Origin of the sequence: Chryseobacterium nakagawai, assembly GCF_900637665.1 — a bacterium.
Taxonomy (GTDB): Bacteria; Bacteroidota; Bacteroidia; order Flavobacteriales; family Weeksellaceae; genus Chryseobacterium; species Chryseobacterium nakagawai.
Map to the genome: position 1 here is coordinate 268,868 of NZ_LR134386.1, position 21,677 is coordinate 290,544.

A 21,677-nucleotide genomic window follows, 5' to 3' on the forward strand; every position below is an offset into this window, starting at 1 on the left:
ATGAAGGGATCATATGAAGAAAAAGCTATGAGCTAAAGATTACAACGGAATAGCATATCCCAAAGAAATTGCAAAACCTCTGTTTTTTACATCTACTCCTTTCTCATCGGAGATATTATTTAATCCTAAATTATATCTGCCATCTACAATTACTTTTCCGGGTCCTGCGGGAATAGCTACACCAGCTCCCATCTGTAATCCAAAATCTATTGAGTTGGTTTTACCATAGGCTGCTTTTATCTTATCATTCTTTCCCATCAGGAAACCTATAGAAGGTCCTGCATTTACATACACCGGACCAAAGCTGTATTTGGCTAACACCGGAATTTCCAAATAATTAAAGTTGTACGTTTCACTTCCAAAGCTGTTTTTAAACTTTGTTCCCTTGCTGATAAAGTTAACTTCAGGCTGTACAGAAAAGTTTTTTATTCCTGTTTGAATATTTACTCCTAAGCCAGCCTGAAAGGATGTTTTTGATTTCTCACCATTTACATTTTTAATAGATTGATTGGCAATATTGATTCCGGCCTTTGGAATTAATTCTATCCCTGATTCCTTTTTCGGTGTTGTAGTTTGAGCCTGTACTCCTAATCCTAATACGATCGCTGTGATTGCTAAAAACTTTTTCATTTGATAAAAATTTAAATTATTGACTTATTTTTTGATGTTTTGATACTGCGAAATTAGAAGGGAAAATAACCTGAACGATGAGTTTTAAAAGTGAAACGTATAAATTGAAGCCTCAACCGTATTTTTGAAATACTAAGGTGATAAAGCCCTTTTTTATTGATCTGAATGGCAGAAATAACCACTTTTCCTTTCATTTTTGGTATCATACGTTTCATCTGCGATTAACTACGTTTCACCGGATTTTTACATGCACATCCTTATTATATGAACTTATTTTGCTGTTGTAAAATTTAAAAACAAATGTTATGAACTACAGAAAAGGATATCTGGCACTTTCACTTATAGCTGCAGCAATATTGTACTCCTGCGGTTCGGGAAACGCGCAGGAAAATGCGCAGCAGGTACAGGCGCTTCCTACTGACTTTATCCAGGTGAAGTCTGGAAATGAAGATGTTGCAACAGGGTATCCCGGAAGTATAGAGGGGCAGGACAATGTAGAAATAAAAGCTCAGGTAACAGGATACCTGGAAGCTGTATACATAAAAGAAGGACAATATGTGAGCAAAGGGCAAACGCTGTTTAGAATTAATCCATCCGTATACAATGAACAGGTAAATACCAATGCAGCTGCTTTGAAATCAGCTTTAGCAGCTCAGGAATCAGCAAAACTGGAAGTTGAAAAGCTAAAACCTCTTGTAGAAGGAAAAGTAGTTTCTGATATGCAGCTGAAAACAGCGCAGGCAAGTTTAAAGGCAGCATCAGCACAAGTGGCTCAGGCACAATCTTCTTTAGGTTCTTCAAAGATCAATGCTAATTTCACATACATTAAGGCACCGGTGAGCGGTTATATAGGAAGAATCCCAAACAGGGTAGGAAACCTCATCAGCCCGTCTGATGCATCACCATTAACAACACTTTCTAACATAAGCAGTGTAAATGTTTATTTCTCAATGAATGAGGCGGACTTTATTGCTCATAGCAGAGCTGCTGCTTCAGGTGAAAACACAGAGAATGTAGAGCTTATTTTAGCAGACGGTTCTACCTATGGTTTTAAAGGAAGGTTGGAAAATGCCAGTGGGAACTTTGATAGAAATACAGGAAGTATCCAGATGAAAGCTGTGTTCCAGAATCCGGATAAACTTCTAAGATCCGGAGGAACAGGACGTGTGATGATACACAATGCATTAGATGGTGTAGTAAAGCTTCCGAAAACGTCTGTAAAAGATATTCAGGATAAGTTCTTCGTCTATAAATTAGAAGGTAAAGATAAAGTGAAAATGATGCAGATTGAAGTATCAGGAAGCACTTCTCAAGATTACTTTGTGAAAAATGGAGTGAATGCAGGAGACAAAATCGCCATCAACAGAATAGATGCTCTTGCAAATGGGGCACAGGTTGTGGCTAAAGTATCTCCTTCAAAATAATTTTATAATCATTCTTAGAAAATTCGAAAATGTTAAAAAAGATAATAGATCGTCCGGTACTGGCGACGGTAATATCCCTTATCATTGTCATTTTAGGGATCATCGGGTTAAACCAGCTGGCAGTGACCAGGTTCCCGGACATTTCTCCACCCACCATTACCGTTTCAGGGTCGTACCCAGGAGGAAACAGTGAAACGGTAATCCGTTCTGTGGTAACCCCTTTGGAAGAGCAGATCAACGGGGTAGAAGACATGAGCTACATGAAGTCTACAGCAAGTAATGACGGAACATTTACCATTTCTGTAATATTTAAGCAGGGAGTAAATGCTGATCAGGCGGCGGTAAATGTACAGAACAGAGTACAGCAGGCCACACCGATATTACCTCAGGAAGTGGTAAGAATGGGATTAACGACCTCAAAGCAACAGAATAGTATGGTATTGATTTTCAATATTTATACTGAAGATAATAAACAATATGATGAAACTTTTCTGCAGAACTTTGCCAACATCAACCTTATCCCACAGATTAAAAGGGTAAAAGGAGTAGGGCAGGCACAGATTTTTGGAATTAAAGATTATTCCATGAGAATCTGGCTGAATCCTCAGAAAATGGCATCTTATGGATTGGAACCAACAGATGTTTCCAATGCAATTGCCGATCACAGTTTAGAATCTGCTCCTGGTAAATTGGGGGAAGAATCAGATGCTGCATTGGAATATGTAATCCGATACAAAGGAAAGAAGAATAAGCCAGAACAATACGAAAATATCGTGGTTAAAAATGATGGAACCAATGTAATCAGGCTTAAAGATGTTGCCAGGGTAGAATTTGGATCCATTAATAACAGTGGAGATAACCTTTCCAATGGTAAAAATGCGGTTACCGTAGCCATTATGCAGACCACAGGGTCTAATGCCAATGAAATTGAAATAGGAGTCAATAAAGCGATTGACCAGCTTTCAAAATCCTTCCCGCCAGGTATTAAATATACCAAGGTAATGAGTACCAAGGAAAGATTGGATGAAGCAACAGGACAGGTGAAATCTACCCTGATAGAAGCATTTATCCTTGTGTTTATTGTTGTATTTATTTTCTTACAGGATTTCAGGTCTACCATTATTCCGGCGATTGCAGTTCCGGTAGCCATTATTGGTACTTTTTTCTTCCTCTTGGTATTAGGGTTTACAATTAACGTATTGACATTGTTCGCTCTTGTACTGGCGATCGGTATTGTCGTCGATGATGCAATTGTCGTTGTAGAGGCGGTTCATAGTAATATGGAAGGGACAGACCTTTCAGGAAGAGATGCTACACACAAAGCGATGGGTGAAATTACAGGCGCTGTTATTTCCATTACATTGGTGATGTCTGCAGTGTTTATTCCCATTGGGTTTATGTCTGGTTCTGCCGGGTTATTCTATAAGCAGTTTGCTTATACATTAGCCATAGCAATTATTATTTCTGCGGTAAACGCTCTTACTTTAACGCCTGCTTTATGTGCGGTATTTTTGAAAAATCACCATGCAGAAGAAGGCGAAAAGAAAAAAGGCTTCGGACAAAAATTCGCCGTTGCTTTTAATGCAGGCTTCAATAATATGACAGAACGTTATGCAAAAGGTGTAAGATTTTTAATTGGTCGTAAATGGATTGCAGCAGGATTAGTGGCTGGAATTATAGGGCTTTCAGCATGGTTGATGACGAGTACTACCAAGAGTTTTGTTCCAATGGAAGATGACGGATTCTTTATTTATTCATTGAGTATGCCTCCGGGAACCGGATTGACAAAAACTACAGAAGTTTCCAATAAGATCAATGCCATTTTAAAAACGGTAGATGCCGTTCAGGAAAATACTTCCATTACAGGATTTAACTTGTTAAGTAACAGCGCCGGACCAGCTTATGCCATGGGGTTTGTGAAATTAAAACCTAAGAAAGAAAGGGGAGCCGTTCAGGATATTGATGAAATCATGAATATCGTTAATGATAAGCTGTCTGTTATCAAAGAAGGAAGTGTAATGAGCTTCAGAATGCCTCCGGTTGAAGGATATGGAGTAACGAATGATGCAGAGATCGTTCTTCAGGACCGTATGGGTAGAGACCCACAGGTTCTTAAGGCAAAAGCAGATGATGTGATCGGACAATTGATGCAGGTACCGGAAGTAGCTTATGCCTACACGATGTTCAGAGCAGATTATCCACAGCTTGAGCTTGAAGTAAACGAAGATAAAGCCAAACAGTTAGGAGTAAGTATCGCTAATTTATTAGGATCTATTCAGACGTATTTCTCAGGAGATCAGTCTCAGAACTTCTCAAGATTTGGAAAATTTTACAGAGTAAATATCAAGGCTGATGGTGTTTTTAGAATGGATGAACAGGCGTTTAATGATATTTTCGTGAAAAATAATAAAGGAGAAATGGTTCCTGCCAATACCTTAATCACCTTGAAAAAAGTATATGGTCCGGAATCCGTTCAACGATATAATCTTTATAATTCATTGAACATTAATGTGGTCCCAAAACCAGGGATCAGTAACGGAGCTTTGATGGATAAAATTGAACCAACCTTGAATAAACTTCCTTCTGATTATAGTTATGAATGGACCGGATTAAGTTTAGAAGAAAAATCAGCAGGAAACCAGACGGCTGTAATCCTCGGATTATGTTTACTGTTCGTATATCTGCTTCTTGCAGCACAATATGAAAGTTACATCCTTCCATTGGCAGTAATGCTTTCTATCCCAACGGGAATTGTAGGAGCATTCCTGGGAATCAAAGCTATTGGATTGGATAATAATATCTATGTACAGGTAGGATTGATTATGCTTATCGGATTGCTGGCTAAAAATGCAATTCTTATTGTGGAGTTCGCTGTCCAGAGGAGAAAAACGGGGCTTTCCATTATGGATTCTGCATTGGAAGGAGCGAAGGCAAGATTACGCCCGATCATTATGACATCATTAGCCTTTATTGTGGGAATGATTCCATTAATGATCTCTACAGGAGGAATGGCTTCAGGAAATAAATCTATCAGTGTGAGTGCGGCTATAGGAATGCTGAGTGGAGTGGTGTTAGGAGTATTTATAATTCCTATCCTGTATATGTTTTTCCAATATCTTGATGAGAAATTTTCATCTAAAAAGAAGTATCCCGTAATCCAAAATCAATTGACAAATGAGAATATTTAATATAAAGAATTTCCTTATTTCAGGCGCAATGGTAGCGGTACTGGTGTCCTGCACTGTAGGAAAACCTTATGCAAGAACAGAGCTTCAGGTGCCGGAATCCTACAAAGAATCTGTGCAGGTAACAGGAGATACTGTAGTGCTACCGTGGAAAACGTTCTTCAAAGATCCTAAACTGATTGGGTTAATAGATAAAGCTTTAACAAGAAATAATGAAGTAAACGTTGCGCTGAAAAATATAGAACAACTTGACCTGATGTATAAGCAAGCGAAGTTATCTCTTCTTCCAACATTGGATCTCAATGCCGGAGCCAACAGAAGCTGGGCTTCTAAAAATACGCTTAACGGATCGCTTAATGAGCAGTTTGTAGGAACAACGCACATGGATGATTTCAGTGCCAATCTGAGACTTTCATGGGAGGTTGATATCTGGGGAAAAGCGAAAATGCAGAAAGAATCGGCGGCAGCGGAATATTTTGCTCAAAAAGAAAATTTAAATGCTGTAAAAAGCAGAATTATTGTTCAGGTGGCCCAGGCGTATTATAATCTGATAAGTTTGGATGAGCAGATGAAAATCGCGGAGCAGAATATTGAACTAAGTAATAATACCCTGAAAATGATGGATCTTCAGTTTAAGGCAGGACAGATCAACTCATTAGCGGTACAGCAATCAGAAGCGCAGAAGAAAACAGCAGAACTTTTGATTCCTTTAGCCAAACAGAATATATCCATTCAGGAGAATGCTTTGAGTATTCTTTGTGGAGAGTATCCAGCGAAGATTGAAAGATCAGGAGATTTGAAAATGATGATCCCGGGAAATAAACTTTCAGAAGGACTTCCAGCACAACTATTAAGCCGCAGACCGGATCTTAAGATGGCTGAATTTAATGTGATAAGCCTGAATTCAAAAACAGGATTGGCAAAAGCAGCGATGTACCCAAGCATTAGTTTGAGCCCACAGATTGGAGTAAACTCAAATAAATTCAGTTCATGGTTTGATATTCCGGGTTCTATTACTAAAGCAATTGCGGCGAACCTGGCAGCACCAATTTTTCAGAAAAAACAACTGAAAACAGCTTATGAAACGGCATTAATTGAACAGGAAAAAGCAGCAATCAACTTTAAACAGTCAGTAATGACGGCTGTTGGAGAAGTTTCTGATGCCATGGCGAAATCCCAGGGTACTTCAGAAAGATTACAGCTTTTAGAACAGAGAACAGCCATTTTAGATAAAGGAATCGGCGATGCGCTGAAGCTGTATAAAAGCGGAATGGCAACCTATCTTGAAGTGATTACAGCTCAGAATAATAAGCTTCAGAACGATCTGGAAGCGATCAACGTAACGTTGGAAAGATTAAATGCTGAGGTAGATCTATACCGTGCCCTAGGTGGTGGTGTAGAGTAAAATGCAGATGAAAACAGAGGAAAGGAAGTTACACAATGTAGCTTCCTTTTTTGATTACAGAGATCATATACTATTAAGGGATAAGTGGATCGAAAACCTAAACACGACAATATGAATTCCAGAACAACTATCATTTTTTATTGAAAAACTAATCATTTGATTTGATTTTTTCTATTCATGAAATCAATGAGTTACGTAAAGATTTGATATTTTTTGAAAAAAACATGCAAGATTTCCGGGAAATGAGATTTATATCAATGAGTACTCAAAATAATTAATGTTTAATGAAAAAAAATAATGGAATGAAAAAATTTACAGTAACTCAATTTTTAACAGCTATTTTAATCGTATTAACAGGGTTTTCTTTGTATTCATGCAGTGTTGATGGTCCGGAAATAAGACCCGTAAAACTGGAAGATGTGAATGGAAATTATAAAGGAAGACTTATTACCATACAAGGAGATAGCAAGTCAGAAAAAATAAAAAATTTTAAAGCAAAAAAAGATACGATTATGTTTTCAGAATTTCCGGTGGATGAAATTGTGAAAACAGTGGTGAAAGATCCGTTAAAAGCAGAAGCAGCGATTAAAGCAGTAGGAAAGGTAAAATATGATATTAAATATACAGCGTCTATAAATGCAGGCAATAATGTGATTGAATTATCCTTGAGTCCTAAACCATTGATGATTCTGATTCCTGTAGATGGAGTGAACAAAAAGGCAGAAGTGGTATTGAATGCAAAGCAGAAAGGGTTTTATGTGGGAATGGATGGCTCACTGCGATTTGCTTTAACAGCAGAGAAAATTACCGTAGACGGTACAGTACTTGCCCCTTATGAAGCTATTAATTATAATTTTCCGTTCTGTGTAAAATATTAATTAACGGTTATTACTATAAATAGATTGTATTTATACGATGCAATCTATTTTAGCTTTAAAATTTTAATCAAAATATCGTATACTGGAGCAGTACATGGGAGAAAGTAAAGAACAGATGTTGGTAAACCGCCTTCTGCAGAAGGAGGAAACCGCCTGGAAGGAGCTTTTTGGAGCTTATTCAGGTAATCTGTCCTATGTGTGCTCCCGGTATATAACAGAAAAAGAAGATGTGCATGATGTCCTTCAGAACAGTTTTATCAAAATGTTTCGCTCCATAGAGTCATTTGAATATAGAGGTGATGGTTCTCTTAGAGCATGGATTACCCGTATTACCGTAAATGAATCTCTGAAGCATATCAGGCAGAAAGGAGACTTTAAATCTTCCGTTGAAGTAGAGGAGCTTCCTGATCTTCCCAATGAAGAAGAACCTGATTTTGAGGAAATTCCGAAAGAAGATATTATGAAGTTAATTCATTCTCTTCCAGATGGATATAGAACTGTTTTCAACCTATACGTGTTTGAAAAGAAAAGTCATAAGGAAATTGCATTGTTGCTGGGAATTGCAGAAAACTCTTCAGCATCACAGTTTCACCGTGCAAAAGGGCTGTTGGTTCAGAAAGTAAAGGAATTTAAAATGTCAAAAAAAGCACAATATGAATAACGAATGGCTCAATAACCTGCGAAGCAGAATGGAGAACCATGAAGAAGAGGTTCCGGAAGGATTGTGGGATGACATCAAGGATGAATTGTTCTCAGGAGAAGAGGAAAATAAGCTGGTGACAGGAATTATTCCTGCAACCGACACTGAAAATGAAGAAAAGAAGACCGATAGAGGAGGTGTTGGAAGTACAATCTGGCTTTATCGTATCGGAAGTGTAGCTGCAGCAGCTGTTCTGATTTTTATGATGATAAAGATGTGGCCGGAAGAAAATCAAAAAAAACTTACACAAAATTCGTCAGATCCTGATAAAGGAACAGATAGAAAGCTGCCTTTGAAAAATGAACAACAGCAGGAGAATATAAAGATTGAGGAGAAATCAAAGGCGGATTTTTCTATAGCACAAAATGATTTTAATACAATAGATTCTCCTGTCAAAAATATAAAATACACAAAGGCTGAAGAGAAAGAGAAAAGAAGCGCTGAAAATCAAGGAAATAATCAGGTTATTATCAAAATACCTGTAACAAAGGAATCAGTATCCATTTATGATAATAAACCGCAGGAAATGCCTCTGGCGAATGATAAACTAGAGAATAAAGAGGCTGAAAAAGAGATAAATAAGGTGGAAAATGAGCTATCTGAAAAATATGCAGATAATGCTAAAGTGAAGAATATAAAGGCTCGTTCTGAGAGGAAATGGATGCTCAGTATGCTTACAGGAAATGCCTCCTCCAATTCTGCAGAGCAGCAGTTTCATGGTTATGCTTCTGTCAGCGGAAAACCAATGAATTTTGAGCAGGTATGGAGCGCTTCCGAGTATGTAGATGATCCTTTGACACAAATACTATTGGCCAACCAAAGTAAGCCGGTAGAAGCCAGGATCAAACATAAAGTTCCGGTAACATTCGGGCTATCGGTGTATTATAATCTGGGAAAAAGATGGGGAATTGGGACAGGTTTGAATTATACCAAACTGGCTTCAGAACTTCATTCAGGAAGCAATGATAATTATATTAAAGGAGAGCAGAAAGTTCACTATCTCGGAATTCCTGTTCAGGTTAATTATAATGTTATTCAGAAAGGAAGGTTTACAGGGTATATTACAGGAGGTGCACTGGTAGAAAAACCAATAGCAGGGAGTATTACAACAAGTTATGTAGTACATGATGAGGTAAAGGAGACTTCTAAGGAAAATCTGGATCATAAACCGCTGTCATTTTCAGTGAATACGGCAGTAGGGCTCCAGGTGAAAGTGGTTAATAGACTAGGAATTTATGCGGAGCCGGGGATTGGTTATCATTTCAAAGATGAGAATTCTCCCAACACCATTTATAAAGAAAAACCCCTGCATTTTAATGTGAAATTCGGGATCAGATTGTTGATTGATTAATGCTGATGACTTTTAAAACAGAAATCAACTTAAATGTCAATATATATGAAAACAAAACTGATTTTTTTAACATTTTTATTATTTAACCTTCTGATTGTAAAGGCGCAGTGTAACCCTACTATTACCAGTCCAAGGCTGGGGGCTATCTTTGCAGATAAAATCCTGTTTTGTGAAAGTGAAGATGAAATTCTTTCTACTACACAGACGTACTCTTCTTATCAGTGGTACAAACAGGAATGGACCTGGCAAAGTCCTAATAATAATCCTTGGGAGGTCATTCCCGGAGCTACATCACAGCAGTTAACGATCAATGGGAATGATCAATTGTATTATTTTAAAGTAAAAGTTACACAAGGAGATTGTATTGAAGAAAGTCCTGCAGTAATGGCAGATGGGTATGTTTATGGTCTTCCTGCCATGATGTCTACCTTTGTTCCCGGAACTTATGAGATTGTAGATGGTGGAATAGCCCATGTATGCAATGAAGCTCCTGTAAAGTTTGATGATGTATTTCCTTTAGTGTATGGCCCTCATACATGGTTCAAATGTGTTCCGACAACTACGGCCCCATTTACCGGAGATCCTTGTGTAATTCCTAATCAGACCGGGGATAGCTATACCACTTCTGAACCTGGAGAATATGGTTTCTATGCCTGTACAGAATATTGTCCCAATCAATGCCAAATGTTAGATCCTTTTGCCTTTGTAAAATTAGAATATGGTAATTGGGAGTTCTGTGGAAAATTAGGAACAGGAGAAGTAAAACCTAAAGAAAATAAATTAAATATATACCCCAATCCTACAGCACAGTTCCTTTATATTGGCAAAGAATCAGAAGAATATAAAGAGATTAACATTATGGATATGTCCGGGAAACTGATTTTGAAGAAAAATGACCATCAATACAGACAAGCCATTGATGTAAGCCATTTGGTTCCCGGAAATTATATCATCGTTTCTAAAAGTAGTAAAGGAGAAGTTTATAGAAATAAATTCATAAAAAAATAAAGGATTAAATAATCTTTTCGTTAGTTTTTAATAGTGGTTAAATCGGTACATGTATTTGTGCCGATTTTATTTTGATACAGATTATCTATAATTCTGTGATGAGTATCTTATAAAAAACAGCTATAAATTGAAAGATTTATCTATATATCTGCTTTGTATATAGGGATAAAGACTTTGTTATTTGAACTTGATTTTATATAATATTGTATTTCTGTTTGATTATCAATGATATTGAAATATGGCCCTGATGAAATGAGAATAATAGACTTTTTATGTTTCACATGAAACAATGAGTATGTTTTTTTGTTATTATGGATCATTTTTTATTGTAAGGTATTTTATTTTAATAAGTTATCCGAAGTGTGTTTTTGCCGTGTTTGATAATATCTTCTATGAATAAAGCAAAAATCATCAAATAATACTTTATCCAACAACTAAAATTTGCAAGAATCCGGAGATTGTTCTGCCATTATTCATCATTCACATAAAACTACCATGGGCTTTACCCTTTCCAAACGAATCAGATCCATGTATTTCATGATACTTTGTATGGTTATAAAAGTCTAGTTTACAATCATTTTTTTAGATCAATTCAAGTGAAAATTCACCTTTATGAAAATTTTTAGAGTTCTGCCGTGAGATTTTTACGATATTTATCAAAATGTTTAATGATGGAATTGAATCTTAATAAACTGCTTTTGCCTTTGATGGTATTCTGTACCGTGTTGGTATATGCTCAAAAAAATGAAGAAAACATCGATGGGGTGTATAAAGCAAAGGGAGCGGCCTTTGTTATTAATAAAAATAAAACATTTGTGATCATTGCCTATGCAACCTTGATAAAAGGAACATGGACTGTTGAAAAAGATCTTCTCTATCTGAAGCCTATAAATCCAGAAGCTAAATTTTATTTGTATGCCCGCAAAAACCCTGACATAAAAGAAGGAATGAGAGTCAATTTTACTGGTGATGGTATAGGAAATAGCAATATTGTAGTGGGTGAATTTCCAAACAAAATGCAATCTCTTTTCAACGATGGAGCCAACTGCCTGGATTATCCCAATGTCCATATTTTCAAAGAAAAATTTTCTGCTATTACCTTATTGGAAGAAAAAAACTCTGAAAATAGGATAGAGGTAGATATTCCAAAATTGATGTATCAATTTTTAACCGGTGATTATAATGATTTTATTGTTCAGCATATGCAGGATAGCTTATATCATCATGATTTTATTTTTAAAATTACAAAAAAAGGGTTGTCAGATGTGAATAGAGATTCAGATGAAATTATTAAAAAACATTCTGTTAAAGAGGTGTTTTCCAATGAAAAAGAATTAGAATTTTTGAATCAATCTTTCAATATGGCTTTTGCCGCAGATTATAAGTTGGTGAACAATTCCTATAATACAAATGATGATATGAACGGCACAATAGATTTGAATGACTATAAATATGACAAATTAAGGAATGTATACATAAATCCTGCTGTGCCAGTCAAACAACTGAATTTTAAAAGTAAAGACTATCATTATAATGATGTATTGATGAAATTTGATAGAATTACGGGCACTTCACAGCCTCGGGTTGCTGTAAAAAAGTTAGGGAAACCTCTGTTTGTTGCCAATTGTAATAACTAAGAATTAAATAGATTTTGAATACCTACTTTTCTTAAAGTTCTCTTTTTATACGTCAAGTTTTGTCGTGGCCTATATAGATATTTGTAATAACAAAATAAAATATATGAATACAATAGAACAAAACGATCCATTTACAGGTGAATGGACAGTATTTTTAGAATCCTCTGTTACTTATAATGGAGTACCCATTACTCTTGCAATGTGCAATGATATTATATACAAGAGTATAAACAATATATTTTATAGGAGGATTTTAATCAAAGATACAGTAAATGTAAAATGGTTTGGTGCTGTAGGAGATGCTGTCACAAACGACACACAATCATTTCAGAAATCTGTAGATTTTTTAAGTACAATAGGTGGTGGTAAATTATTAATACCAAGTGGCAGCTATGCCATTGATCATATTGACTTTATGACTAAAGCTTATTCAAATATTGAGATTATAGGAAATAATTCGAAACTAATAGGACTAACAAAAGGTAGAAATACTGCGGCAGATGGAATTTTTGCTTTTGAAGCTGGTGTATCTAATCAATCAGACGAGTCAAACTCAATAAAAAACATTAAAATTAGTGGGCTCAATTTTTTTACAGATATTGAAACCATGCACTTTAATGAACTTTCTCATCATATTGCTGCACATGGCGTAAGTGATTTCACTGTTGAAAACTGTACATTTACAGGGTTTCAAGGAGATGGAATTGCTATATGTAGGGGCTTAACTGAAGGAGGATATCGGAACGCCTATAATAAAAACGTTATCATAAAAAATTGTAAATTCGATGGGGTAAACCATGATAATCGACAAGCTATTTCAATTTATTATTGCGATAGATTTATAATCGATAATTGTGATTTCTATAGAACGACCAGAGAAAAAATGATTGGTGCAATAGATGTAGAATCCGACGACCCTAATTTAACGATTACCAATAATGGATTAATAACTAACTGTTATTTTAATGATATAAAAGGTTTGGGGGCAATTTGCATTTTTTCAAAAGATAGGTTAATTATTGATTTTCAACAGAATGAAAGATTAAATTGTCAAAGTTTTAAAATTGATAATTGTAAATTTGAAGACGTTAATAGTGCTTTAACGGTATATGGTAATTATAATTCACTGGCAAACGATGATAAGGATTATAATGGAGTGTATAGTGTAGTATTTGAAAACTCGAATGTTTTAAATGCGGAAAGAGCTATATATTTTAATAGTGCTAGCAGAGTAAAGGTTTCTAATGTTATTTTTAAAAACATTTTAAGTACTTATCTATCAGTATGTGATGGTGGGGGATATAAAGTTTTATTTGAACAATGTGAATTTGATACTGTTAATAATCCCGCAGGTCTTTCTTTTATTGGTGGTGGAAAATATATAGATTTTATAAAGTGCATCTTTAAAAATTTTACTACCAATATAATAACTGTTAATGAGTCAAAACCAATTGGCACTATAAAGTATAATCAGTTCTATAATTCAACTAATCCTGGTATGTGTCTTTTAACTAATCCAAGTGTTGATAATCTTAGAAACGCAATAATTGAAGGAAATGAATATCTTGGGAATATTCCTAAAATTGATTTCTATTCAATTATGAATCAAGGGTATTCATATAATTATGATAGCGCTGTTATGATACCATCAAATATTTTGTATCACAAAAGTGAATTTGAAAGTGAAGGAGTTTTTCCAGAAGCTTATCTTGGGAATACAAAAGGATTAGTCAGAAATGAAAGATTAGAAGATTACAATAATAAACCTGTAGTTTATCAGACTTTTTTACCGTATGACCCGTTAGGTGTTAAGTGGACAAGGCAGGCACTTAATGATAATACATGGATGAGTTGGAAAAAATTAGAAAATTAAAAATATTTTTTAATGTAAAATATAATAGCGAAGATATATTTATTCTTCGCTGTTTTGTTTTATCTGCCCGAAGTGTCTCTACTATATCTTTGTATTATTAGATTTTGCTATTTATTTTTCTTAAAATCCTTTTTCTGTTGGAAATTATCAGTATAACTATCAGATTTTTAAAATAGTATATTAATTATATTTACTTCAAAAACACACTATGCTGATCAAAATTTATGGCAGTGCCATTCATGGCGTTGCGGCCCAGACGATAACGATTGAAGTAAATGTAGATACTGGCGGAGTAGGATACCATTTGGTAGGACTTCCCGATAATGCCATCAAAGAAAGCAGTTACAGGATTTCTGCGGCATTGAAAAATGTGGGATATAAAATTCCTGGAAAGAAAATTACGATTAACATGGCTCCGGCAGATTTGAGAAAAGAAGGATCAGCCTATGATCTCAGTATAGCCATTGGAATTTTAGCGGCTTCGGATCAGATTCTGGCTGAAGAAATTCAGGACTATATCATTATGGGAGAACTTTCTTTAGACGGAAGCCTACAGCCCATCAAAGGAGTTTTACCTATAGCAATTCAGGCAAGAGAAGAAGGATTTAAAGGAATAATTCTTCCTATTCAAAATGGCAGAGAAGCAGCTATTGTTAGTGATCTTGAGGTATATGGCGTAAAAAATATAAAGGAAGTCATCGACTTTTTTAATGAAGGGAAATCGATTGAGAAGGTGATACTAGATACCCAAAAAGAATTTCAGGAAAGAATTAATAATTTTCCATTTGATTTTTCAGAAGTTAAAGGACAGGAAGCGGCAAAAAGAGCCATGGAAGTAGCTGCTGCCGGTGGTCATAATATCATTCTGATTGGACCACCCGGAAGCGGAAAAACAATGTTGGCAAAAAGGGTTCCGAGTATTTTGCCTCCACTAACATTAAAAGAGGCTCTGGAAACTACTAAAATACATTCTGTGGCAGGAAAGATAGGAACAGAAGCGTCATTAATGACGGTTCGCCCTTTTAGGTCTCCACACCATACAATTTCGGATGTTGCCCTTGTAGGGGGTGTGATTTTGCAGAGTAAATGCGAATTAGCGAAGTAAATGCAAAAATTTGCAGAGTAGATGCGAAAATATATCTTTAATTTAAAATAGTATAATATGAAGTACTTTTTAATTTGTCTTACATTAACAGTTGGCTGTTCTTCAAAAAATGAAACTAAGTTAATTATCGTTGCTAAAAATAAAACAATTGATAGTTTGAAAGTTGAACTTAATGATTGTAAACTACAAGCACAGATTATGGCTGATATTTTGGAAGATGAAAGAATTGAAAAACAAAAGACAAGCAAGTAATATCTCATAATTATTTCGTTATAAAGAGAAATGATATGAAATATATATTGTTAATTTTGTCAGATAGGTAATTGTGTATTTGAAAAGTGAATATGTTATAAATCTAGCACTAAATTGGTGTTTTTGGTTACCCAATTCATTATATCTTCAGATGGCAAAAAATATGCTCTATCTAAATCCCCAGATATTAACATGCCACACCAATTATACCCTTTTGAATCATTTGAACAAATCCAAGCTCCGGAATCCCCATCTTTTGCAGGAGGTTTCGTGATGTAATAATTCCCCAAGAAACCTATTTTTTTAGGAGATTTATTTCTTAATTCAATTAAATTTGTAAAACAAGCATATTGTAATTTAGAATTTACCTCATATACTACTTTGTATGAGACGCACAGGCCTCCTATTACTAATTGTTTTCTTTTGTTTGTTGAACGTCCATTAAATTCTACATTCATTCCTTGATAAATTTGATTGAATTCTTTCATTCCACTAACTTTACCCAACTTATGGATTCCAAACTCACATTCTTCATCTTTGATTTTAATTAAAGCTAAATCCATATTGCCTTGAGATGTTTGGGGATTACAGGATGCAGTAAGATCTGAAAACATAAATTCACTGCAAAATGCAACATCTCCTATCTTTCTAGTTTTTTGTTGTGAATCATAAAGTGCAGGCTGAAGGACAGATGGTTTTCCGGATTTAAATACATGAGCACAAGTTACGCCGAATATTTCACCATTTTTATCTTTCAAAAAACCGCCTAAGGTCCCAAAAACATTACTTTTGTCCTCACTAATACTAATTCCACCAATTAATGGATCATGGGACTTCTTTGAGTTTAAAAGTACATTTCTATTTCTTTTTTCAATTACAATTGTAAAATCATTATCTTTAGAATATTCCTTAAGAATTCTTTCAAAAGATTTTTTTTCAGCATCATTAAAAATACTGATAATAACTTCAAAAGGGCTAAAATCTGATTTATCTAAATTTTCTGGTATTCGCATTTGAAATTTTCTAATATCAGAAAGTTCTATTTTGGAGTCATAAATGTGTGATGAGCTGTAAATGTCTGACAATGGTAGAGATAGGAAGTGTGGGTCAGATCTTATTCCCCATTTGACATATCTATGATGAGAGTAAAAAAAGTTATCAATAAAATCGTCACTCTTTCCGGTCTCAGTTAGATATTGGAATGCCAAAAATACACTTGATAAGTAAATGATATTTCCTTGGTGCCCCTCAATTGTTGAAACTTGTTCAAAAATGTTTCTTAATTTAGGATTTTCTTCAATGAAATCTAAAAATACTTGCATGGTTATTTATTTAATGGTATTGCTGCGCTAATTAAACTGAATAAAATCATTATTGCTGAAGCAATTACAGGATCAAATATTTCTGTGTCATTTGGAGAAATTGCTTTAATTATTTGTTTTCCTGTTGTAACATAAGCCCATACTAAAAAAGCAATTGTAGACAAAATTAAATGATTACGCTTAGGCTTTTCAGGATTAGCGACCTTGTTTAAATATATGGGCGTTAGAATAGTACAAATTATTAATGTTAACAAAACCAGAATGCGTTCTGAGTTAGCATTTTTAGCTGATTCAATTATCCCAATTACTGCTAAATAACCTGCAATTATTTCACTTGGAACTAAACGAGCTACTTTGTTTAGGTAATCGTCAAGCCCTTGTTTTTCTCCATTAAATGCCTTAGGTTGATTGGGGTTAATTGTTTTTTCGTAGTATAGTCTTTCCATTTTTTATTTTTTTTAATTGCTTGGTTGTAGATCTCGTTCAAATATTTTATATTTTACTGAAGGATAATTATCAAATAAAACTCTATAAATCCAACATTTTTCGAGAACTGGATCATATTCGGCACCAAGAATGATACCTCTCCCTTTATTATTATTAAATACAATTTGATTTATTTGGAATATTGGGGGAGTGGGGAGCCTTAATGAATTAGTGTCTAATAGCGTTTGAATATCAAATCTTGGAATTCTGTAAACTCCTTTCATTTGACCAAATTGTAATTTTGCCATTTCTAAACCACTTTTCAAAATGTAAGTATCCTTAACATAGAATGTATTGTCTTTTTTTACAATAAAGTTTAAATCTTTAATGTTGATGTTTTTATTTGTAATAAAAGTTTTTCCCTTCATTTCATATTAATTTTTAGGTTAAATCTTTCTTTATGAATTCCCAATATTCTTGTATCCTTTTAATTGCTTCATTTAAATTTTCTCCATCTTTATTTTGGATATTTTCCATATTAATCTTCTCAAGTAAAAGATGAGTGTAATCCTTGTATTTTTTAGATTTTATTTCTAATTTTTTTTGATCATTTGCTAGATTCAATATTTCAGGAGACTGTACTGGTTGTGGATTTTCGGTATTTGATTGGCTTCTTAACGGCACTCCTTGAGATGCAGCTACAAAATTAATTGTCTGAGTTAGTGTTGTAAACACGGCATTTGTAACATCGGCAGCATCCATTCTAACTCCTTTAATGGTAAAATTGTTATTATAATCACCACTTTTAACTTCCTCTTCAGGAGGATTAGATCTCAAAATATAAGCAACATCAGAATTGCCTAAAAAACTGGAAGAAACAGTCTTATTAAAAATACTTTTCCAAATTTCGTCATTGTTTTCCTTCGCAATGTAAGATGCGATAGGATCTCCTAAAATTGGAAATCTTGATCTTGGCTTTTGTAATTTATTTATGTCGGGTACATGATCTGAAATATCAATATTAGTTCCAGCTACATTGTATGTTTTTAGCTCATTTTTAATACTGACAATTTGCAAATATGCAATTTCACTGTAAACAGAAGCTTCTTGATATTTTTTATTTATATAAAGTGCATTTGCCTGTGATAAATATTCTGTGATCTGTATAATTTGTGGATCATATCTTTCTGAAAATTTTTTTCTATAGCTCTCTTTTACTTCATCAATGTTATCCTTTTCTCCATTTTTATTACCTAATGTGGATACAAAATCAAAAATAGTTTTTAAGATGTTTTCTTTGTCCCAGTGATCAATATATGATTGAAGTGAAATTATAGAAGCTAGAACTTGTTCTTTACCATAATCCTTGTGATTATCAGCAATTTTATCTCTATCAGCAACTTTAACAACAACTTTTAATTTACTACAACAGCTTGTAAGAATACTAACAGATAATATTAAAGTAATTATTGTTTTCATTTATTTTCCTCTTTTATTCTTAGTGTATGAGCTAATTGTTCAATCGCTAGTTTCTTTTGCTCAACTGGTAAGTTTTCAATATCTTTTAAATAGAAATCTACGTGAGACTTTAATTGGTTAATGTCTATATCTAAGATCTCCAATTGAGAATTAATTTTCTTACTTTCTTCAGTTTTGCCTTTTTCAACAATAGAGGCTAATGAATTTAATACAGTTTGGCTCTTAGAAATTGATCCTATTTGATTTGTAATAGCTTTTGCATTTGTTGAAAATATTAATACTAACTCATTTCCTGTTTCATTTGTAAATGTGTTATTTTTGAGAATATTACCGTTTTCAGGCTGAGTAAATTCATTGAAATATGTATTAATTGCATTTTGATCAAAATAACCAGATATATATCTCGAGCTTGATAAAAAAGAATATCCAGATATCTCTACCTTATAATAATTAGGCATGTAGCTGTTTATATAATTAGATTTTTGATTGACTTTGTCTTTGAAGTAGTGTACTTCGTAGATACTAGAACAGGATATAATGGATAACATGAGAGAGATCACTAGTATTCCTTTTTGAATTTGTGTTTTCATGTTTTAAGTTATTAGTTATCATAAATATAAGTATTAATTCTTTATTAAAATAAAGTTGAATGAATTATTTTTTATAATGTTTTAGATGACTTATAAGTTATGAAAAACTTGATAGAAGATTAATTACACTTTTGTGTTATTTTTAGAAATATGGAATTCTTACTAATAGATAATTATATCTTTAACCATTGTAATTAAAATATAAATTAAATTAATAAATATGGAATTTTATGGAGACTCAAGCAAACTTGATTTCAAAGATTATGGTGAACTTACTCTTTTTTTAGTATCGGATGATGTGTTTATAAAGGATGTATCAGGAAATCTTATTGGAGAATTCAATTTTAAAGAATTAGATTATTCTAAAGGATTTAAGCTAACTCATGCATATAGCGATAAATATGAGAAGAAGTTTAAACGAAAAGGTTTAGGTAAAGCTGCTATAGAGTATTTTAAAAGTAGTAAAGGTGTAGATGTTTATGTGTCTTTGAATTATGAGCCCCAATATGATGGAAGTCAACTTACGGGTGAAGGTGAAATATTTGTTAAAAGGATGATAGAAAAAGGTGTTTTGTTAGAATTGAATTAACAAATATATGATGAAGTTTTATTTAGATGTAAATTCTTTTTAACTAATGAAAGGCAAAGTTCTGAAAATTACGGGACTTTGCCTTTTTCATTTCTTTGATTATTTTGTATATCTTAGATCAACTATAATAGTCATGGAGAACTGTAAAATGTATTTATAAAACATCAAATTATGGAAATAGATCAAGTTATTGCTGAGTTAAGCAATCTAAATTTAGCAGACTACCCAGAAGGGAGAATCAGAGAATTGTTAAATGAAATTGGTGTAATCTGTTCTATGCAAGTTAACTTCCATCCTGGTAAAGTTGTGATGAGGGCAAGACCGCATGAGAATTCAACAATAAGATATAGGAGTAAAGGTGATTTTTCATTTAAACCGCAGAAATTTAATAATACATATCAAAGAGCTAGTACACCATATCATACTATGTTTTATGCGACAGCAATTCCTGATAACTTAGTTCCTGGGGAATTAGAAAATATGAGAATTATAGGGGTAACCGAATCAATACCTGCATTAAGAGATAACTCATCTTCATTATACAAAAAGATTTCTTTCGGAAAATGGCAGGTTATTGAAGATTTACGTTTAATGGCTATTATACACAAGGATACATATTTTGGGAAGAGTAGTTATACAAGAGAACTGATGAATGCTTATAATCAAGCCACTCAAAATATTCCAGAAGCAATATTGCAAGAGGTTCCTGATATAATAGAAAAGTCTTTTAAAATTCAAACATTTCTAGCTGATGAGTTTGCTAAGGAACAGATTTCACATGACTATGATTATATGATTTCTGCAATATTTTCAGAAATTGCAATTAAAAAGGGTTTTGATGGAATCTTTTATCCCAGTGTTAGAGTTGGAGGAGAGGGGTTTAATATAGCAATTACACCAGAAGCAACGAAAAAACTTAAACTTATTGTAGTTGGAGAATGTTCTTTGTATAAGCATAGGGAGCATACTGTAGTAGGTAATGATGCGATATTGGAACTGAAAGATGAAGAAGAAGATTTTGATTTGATTGATTTGCCTAATAATCACCAGAAAGAATGTCTGGAACAAATAGGATTAGAAACTCTCGAAGAATTATTAAAATATCAAAATGATTAAAACAAAAGGAGATATAAATAATAAGATTGTAATCTACCATAGTAATTTTTTTTGAATTTTCAAAATAGTCTTAGTGGATAACTTTTTTATGAATAAATTGTGCTTATTTTGTGAATATTTTGGCAGCAACAACAACTATTAATAAAGGGTTTATCAGAAAAATGTTGTTTAAAAACTTGCTCTGAAGTATCTAGATGTATTTTTTTTTTTTAAATGCATGAACAATTGTTCGAATTTTTGTACATATATTTGTCTCATTAAAAAGACAATTTAATAAAAATAAAAACCTCCAAAAAGGAGGCTTTTAATTAGAACAGTCCTTATTTTTTTTTATAGCGAGACTCAACCACATTATAAAGCTGAATAAGGATTACTAAAAGTTCTATTAAATCTGAAATATTTTCCATTGTGGAAAAATTATAAACTCGAGGGCTCAATCTCGAGTTTATTCTTTACCAAAGGTATTAAAGCTTTTTTATTTTCTAAAACTTAATAGATAAAAAAGTTTTCCACATTTGCATGAAACACCTATGAATAGGGGAGTAAGAGCTAATTCTGTGTTTTTTTGTGAAATTATATGGTTGAAATAATTAAACAATATTTTATTTTTTGATATTTTAAGGGAAGTTTTAGTTAAACAAGATGCTATTTAACACTATTTCTAGAGTGTTTTCAATTTAATCTTCAAATCTAGTGGATTAAATATC

Annotated in this window: 18 protein-coding genes and 1 pseudogene; 13 read left to right on the plus strand and 6 right to left on the minus strand. The window is 33.5% G+C overall.

What is annotated here, in order from left to right:
- Nucleotides 1-39: 39 nt before the first annotated feature.
- Nucleotides 40-630 carry a porin family protein gene (locus EL260_RS01295; protein WP_123858494.1) on the minus strand — a complete coding sequence of 197 codons (591 nt, stop codon included), beginning with the start codon at nt 628-630 and terminating at the stop codon, nt 40-42.
- A gap of 305 nt (nt 631-935) precedes the next feature.
- Here EL260_RS01295 and EL260_RS01300 point away from each other — a divergent pair, with 305 nt between their 5' ends.
- The 11 genes and pseudogenes from EL260_RS01300 to EL260_RS01350 all read left to right on the plus strand — a co-directional run bounded on the left by EL260_RS01300 (nt 936) and on the right by EL260_RS01350 (nt 15,448).
- On the plus strand, nt 936-2,054 hold the full coding sequence (locus EL260_RS01300) for an efflux RND transporter periplasmic adaptor subunit (RefSeq protein WP_123858495.1): 1,119 nt from the start codon (nt 936-938) through the stop codon (nt 2,052-2,054).
- A 29-nt stretch (nt 2,055-2,083) separates the two neighbouring features.
- Nucleotides 2,084-5,242, plus strand: a complete 3,159-nt coding sequence (locus EL260_RS01305) for an efflux RND transporter permease subunit (RefSeq protein WP_123858496.1) — start codon at nt 2,084-2,086, stop codon at nt 5,240-5,242.
- On the plus strand, nt 5,229-6,644 hold the full coding sequence (locus tag EL260_RS01310) for an efflux transporter outer membrane subunit (RefSeq protein ID WP_123858497.1): 1,416 nt from the start codon (nt 5,229-5,231) through the stop codon (nt 6,642-6,644). Before EL260_RS01305 ends, EL260_RS01310 begins: the two co-directional genes overlap by 14 nt.
- A gap of 302 nt (nt 6,645-6,946) precedes the next feature.
- Nucleotides 6,947-7,522 carry a DUF4840 domain-containing protein gene (locus tag EL260_RS01315; RefSeq protein ID WP_123858498.1) on the plus strand — a complete coding sequence of 192 codons (576 nt, stop codon included), beginning with the start codon at nt 6,947-6,949 and terminating at the stop codon, nt 7,520-7,522.
- Nucleotides 7,523-7,616: 94 nt separating this feature from the next.
- On the plus strand, nt 7,617-8,183 hold the full coding sequence (locus EL260_RS01320) for an RNA polymerase sigma factor (protein ID WP_123858499.1): 567 nt from the start codon (nt 7,617-7,619) through the stop codon (nt 8,181-8,183).
- Complete coding sequence (locus EL260_RS01325) at nt 8,176-9,573, plus strand: porin family protein (RefSeq protein WP_123858500.1); 1,398 nt, start codon at nt 8,176-8,178, stop codon at nt 9,571-9,573. The genes EL260_RS01320 and EL260_RS01325 overlap by 8 nt, the downstream gene beginning before the upstream one ends.
- Nucleotides 9,574-9,618: 45 nt before the next feature.
- Nucleotides 9,619-10,581, plus strand: a complete 963-nt coding sequence (locus EL260_RS01330) for a T9SS type A sorting domain-containing protein (protein WP_123858501.1) — start codon at nt 9,619-9,621, stop codon at nt 10,579-10,581.
- Nucleotides 10,582-11,249: 668 nt separating this feature from the next.
- Nucleotides 11,250-12,218, plus strand: a complete 969-nt coding sequence (locus tag EL260_RS01335) for a hypothetical protein (RefSeq protein ID WP_232534821.1) — start codon at nt 11,250-11,252, stop codon at nt 12,216-12,218.
- 103 nt (nt 12,219-12,321) lie between these two features.
- On the plus strand, nt 12,322-14,091 hold the full coding sequence (locus EL260_RS01340; RefSeq protein WP_123858502.1) for a glycosyl hydrolase family 28-related protein: 1,770 nt from the start codon (nt 12,322-12,324) through the stop codon (nt 14,089-14,091).
- A gap of 208 nt (nt 14,092-14,299) precedes the next feature.
- A pseudogene (locus EL260_RS01345) lies at nt 14,300-15,160 on the plus strand (YifB family Mg chelatase-like AAA ATPase); the annotation flags it as partial.
- Between the two features lie 93 nt (nt 15,161-15,253).
- Nucleotides 15,254-15,448, plus strand: a complete 195-nt coding sequence (locus EL260_RS01350; RefSeq protein WP_123858504.1) for a hypothetical protein — start codon at nt 15,254-15,256, stop codon at nt 15,446-15,448.
- 95 nt (nt 15,449-15,543) lie between these two features.
- Here EL260_RS01350 and EL260_RS01355 read toward each other — a convergent pair whose 3' ends face one another.
- Genes EL260_RS01355 through EL260_RS01375 form a run of 5 tightly spaced genes read right to left on the minus strand, consistent with a single transcriptional unit; the run spans nt 15,544 to nt 19,265 of the window.
- On the minus strand, nt 15,544-16,770 hold the full coding sequence (locus EL260_RS01355; RefSeq protein WP_123858505.1) for a hypothetical protein: 1,227 nt from the start codon (nt 16,768-16,770) through the stop codon (nt 15,544-15,546).
- A gap of 2 nt (nt 16,771-16,772) precedes the next feature.
- Entirely contained in the window at nt 16,773-17,216 is a 444-nt protein-coding gene (locus EL260_RS01360; RefSeq protein WP_123858506.1) for a hypothetical protein, read from the minus strand.
- 12 nt (nt 17,217-17,228) lie between these two features.
- The gene (locus EL260_RS01365; RefSeq protein ID WP_123858507.1) at nt 17,229-17,624 is read right to left on the minus strand and encodes a hypothetical protein; all 396 of its coding nucleotides are present in this window, start codon (nt 17,622-17,624) and stop codon (nt 17,229-17,231) included.
- A 13-nt stretch (nt 17,625-17,637) separates the two neighbouring features.
- Complete coding sequence (locus EL260_RS01370; RefSeq protein WP_123858508.1) at nt 17,638-18,675, minus strand: hypothetical protein; 1,038 nt, start codon at nt 18,673-18,675, stop codon at nt 17,638-17,640.
- The gene (locus EL260_RS01375) at nt 18,672-19,265 is read right to left on the minus strand and encodes a hypothetical protein (RefSeq protein WP_123858509.1); all 594 of its coding nucleotides are present in this window, start codon (nt 19,263-19,265) and stop codon (nt 18,672-18,674) included. Before EL260_RS01375 ends, EL260_RS01370 begins: the two co-directional genes overlap by 4 nt.
- Before the next feature lie 220 nt (nt 19,266-19,485).
- On the opposite strand from EL260_RS01375, the gene EL260_RS01380 reads away from it, so the two are divergent.
- Both EL260_RS01380 and EL260_RS01385 read left to right on the plus strand, forming a co-directional pair.
- Nucleotides 19,486-19,854, plus strand: a complete 369-nt coding sequence (locus EL260_RS01380) for a hypothetical protein (RefSeq protein ID WP_123858510.1) — start codon at nt 19,486-19,488, stop codon at nt 19,852-19,854.
- 171 nt (nt 19,855-20,025) lie between these two features.
- Nucleotides 20,026-20,970, plus strand: coding sequence for an RES domain-containing protein (locus tag EL260_RS01385; protein WP_123858511.1), 945 nt, complete (start codon nt 20,026-20,028; stop codon nt 20,968-20,970).
- Nucleotides 20,971-21,677: the final 707 nt, after the last annotated feature.

Excerpts from the sequence above, each read along its gene's own strand:
- EL260_RS01295 (WP_123858494.1), bottom strand. The coding sequence starts at position 630 with ATGAAAAAGTTTTTAGCAATCACAGCGATCGTATTAGGATTAGGAGTA.
- EL260_RS01300 (WP_123858495.1), top strand. The coding sequence starts at position 936 with ATGAACTACAGAAAAGGATATCTGGCACTTTCACTTATAGCTGCAGCA.
- EL260_RS01305 (WP_123858496.1), top strand. The coding sequence starts at position 2,084 with ATGTTAAAAAAGATAATAGATCGTCCGGTACTGGCGACGGTAATATCC.
- EL260_RS01310 (WP_123858497.1), top strand. The coding sequence starts at position 5,229 with ATGAGAATATTTAATATAAAGAATTTCCTTATTTCAGGCGCAATGGTA.
- EL260_RS01315 (WP_123858498.1), top strand. The coding sequence starts at position 6,947 with ATGAAAAAATTTACAGTAACTCAATTTTTAACAGCTATTTTAATCGTA.
- EL260_RS01320 (WP_123858499.1), top strand. The coding sequence starts at position 7,617 with ATGGGAGAAAGTAAAGAACAGATGTTGGTAAACCGCCTTCTGCAGAAG.
- EL260_RS01325 (WP_123858500.1), top strand. The coding sequence starts at position 8,176 with ATGAATAACGAATGGCTCAATAACCTGCGAAGCAGAATGGAGAACCAT.
- EL260_RS01330 (WP_123858501.1), top strand. The coding sequence starts at position 9,619 with ATGAAAACAAAACTGATTTTTTTAACATTTTTATTATTTAACCTTCTG.
- EL260_RS01335 (WP_232534821.1), top strand. The coding sequence starts at position 11,250 with ATGATGGAATTGAATCTTAATAAACTGCTTTTGCCTTTGATGGTATTC.
- EL260_RS01340 (WP_123858502.1), top strand. The coding sequence starts at position 12,322 with ATGAATACAATAGAACAAAACGATCCATTTACAGGTGAATGGACAGTA.
- EL260_RS01350 (WP_123858504.1), top strand. The coding sequence starts at position 15,254 with ATGAAGTACTTTTTAATTTGTCTTACATTAACAGTTGGCTGTTCTTCA.
- EL260_RS01355 (WP_123858505.1), bottom strand. The coding sequence starts at position 16,770 with ATGCAAGTATTTTTAGATTTCATTGAAGAAAATCCTAAATTAAGAAAC.
- EL260_RS01360 (WP_123858506.1), bottom strand. The coding sequence starts at position 17,216 with ATGGAAAGACTATACTACGAAAAAACAATTAACCCCAATCAACCTAAG.
- EL260_RS01365 (WP_123858507.1), bottom strand. The coding sequence starts at position 17,624 with ATGAAGGGAAAAACTTTTATTACAAATAAAAACATCAACATTAAAGAT.
- EL260_RS01370 (WP_123858508.1), bottom strand. The coding sequence starts at position 18,675 with ATGAAAACAATAATTACTTTAATATTATCTGTTAGTATTCTTACAAGC.
- EL260_RS01375 (WP_123858509.1), bottom strand. The coding sequence starts at position 19,265 with ATGAAAACACAAATTCAAAAAGGAATACTAGTGATCTCTCTCATGTTA.
- EL260_RS01380 (WP_123858510.1), top strand. The coding sequence starts at position 19,486 with ATGGAATTTTATGGAGACTCAAGCAAACTTGATTTCAAAGATTATGGT.
- EL260_RS01385 (WP_123858511.1), top strand. The coding sequence starts at position 20,026 with ATGGAAATAGATCAAGTTATTGCTGAGTTAAGCAATCTAAATTTAGCA.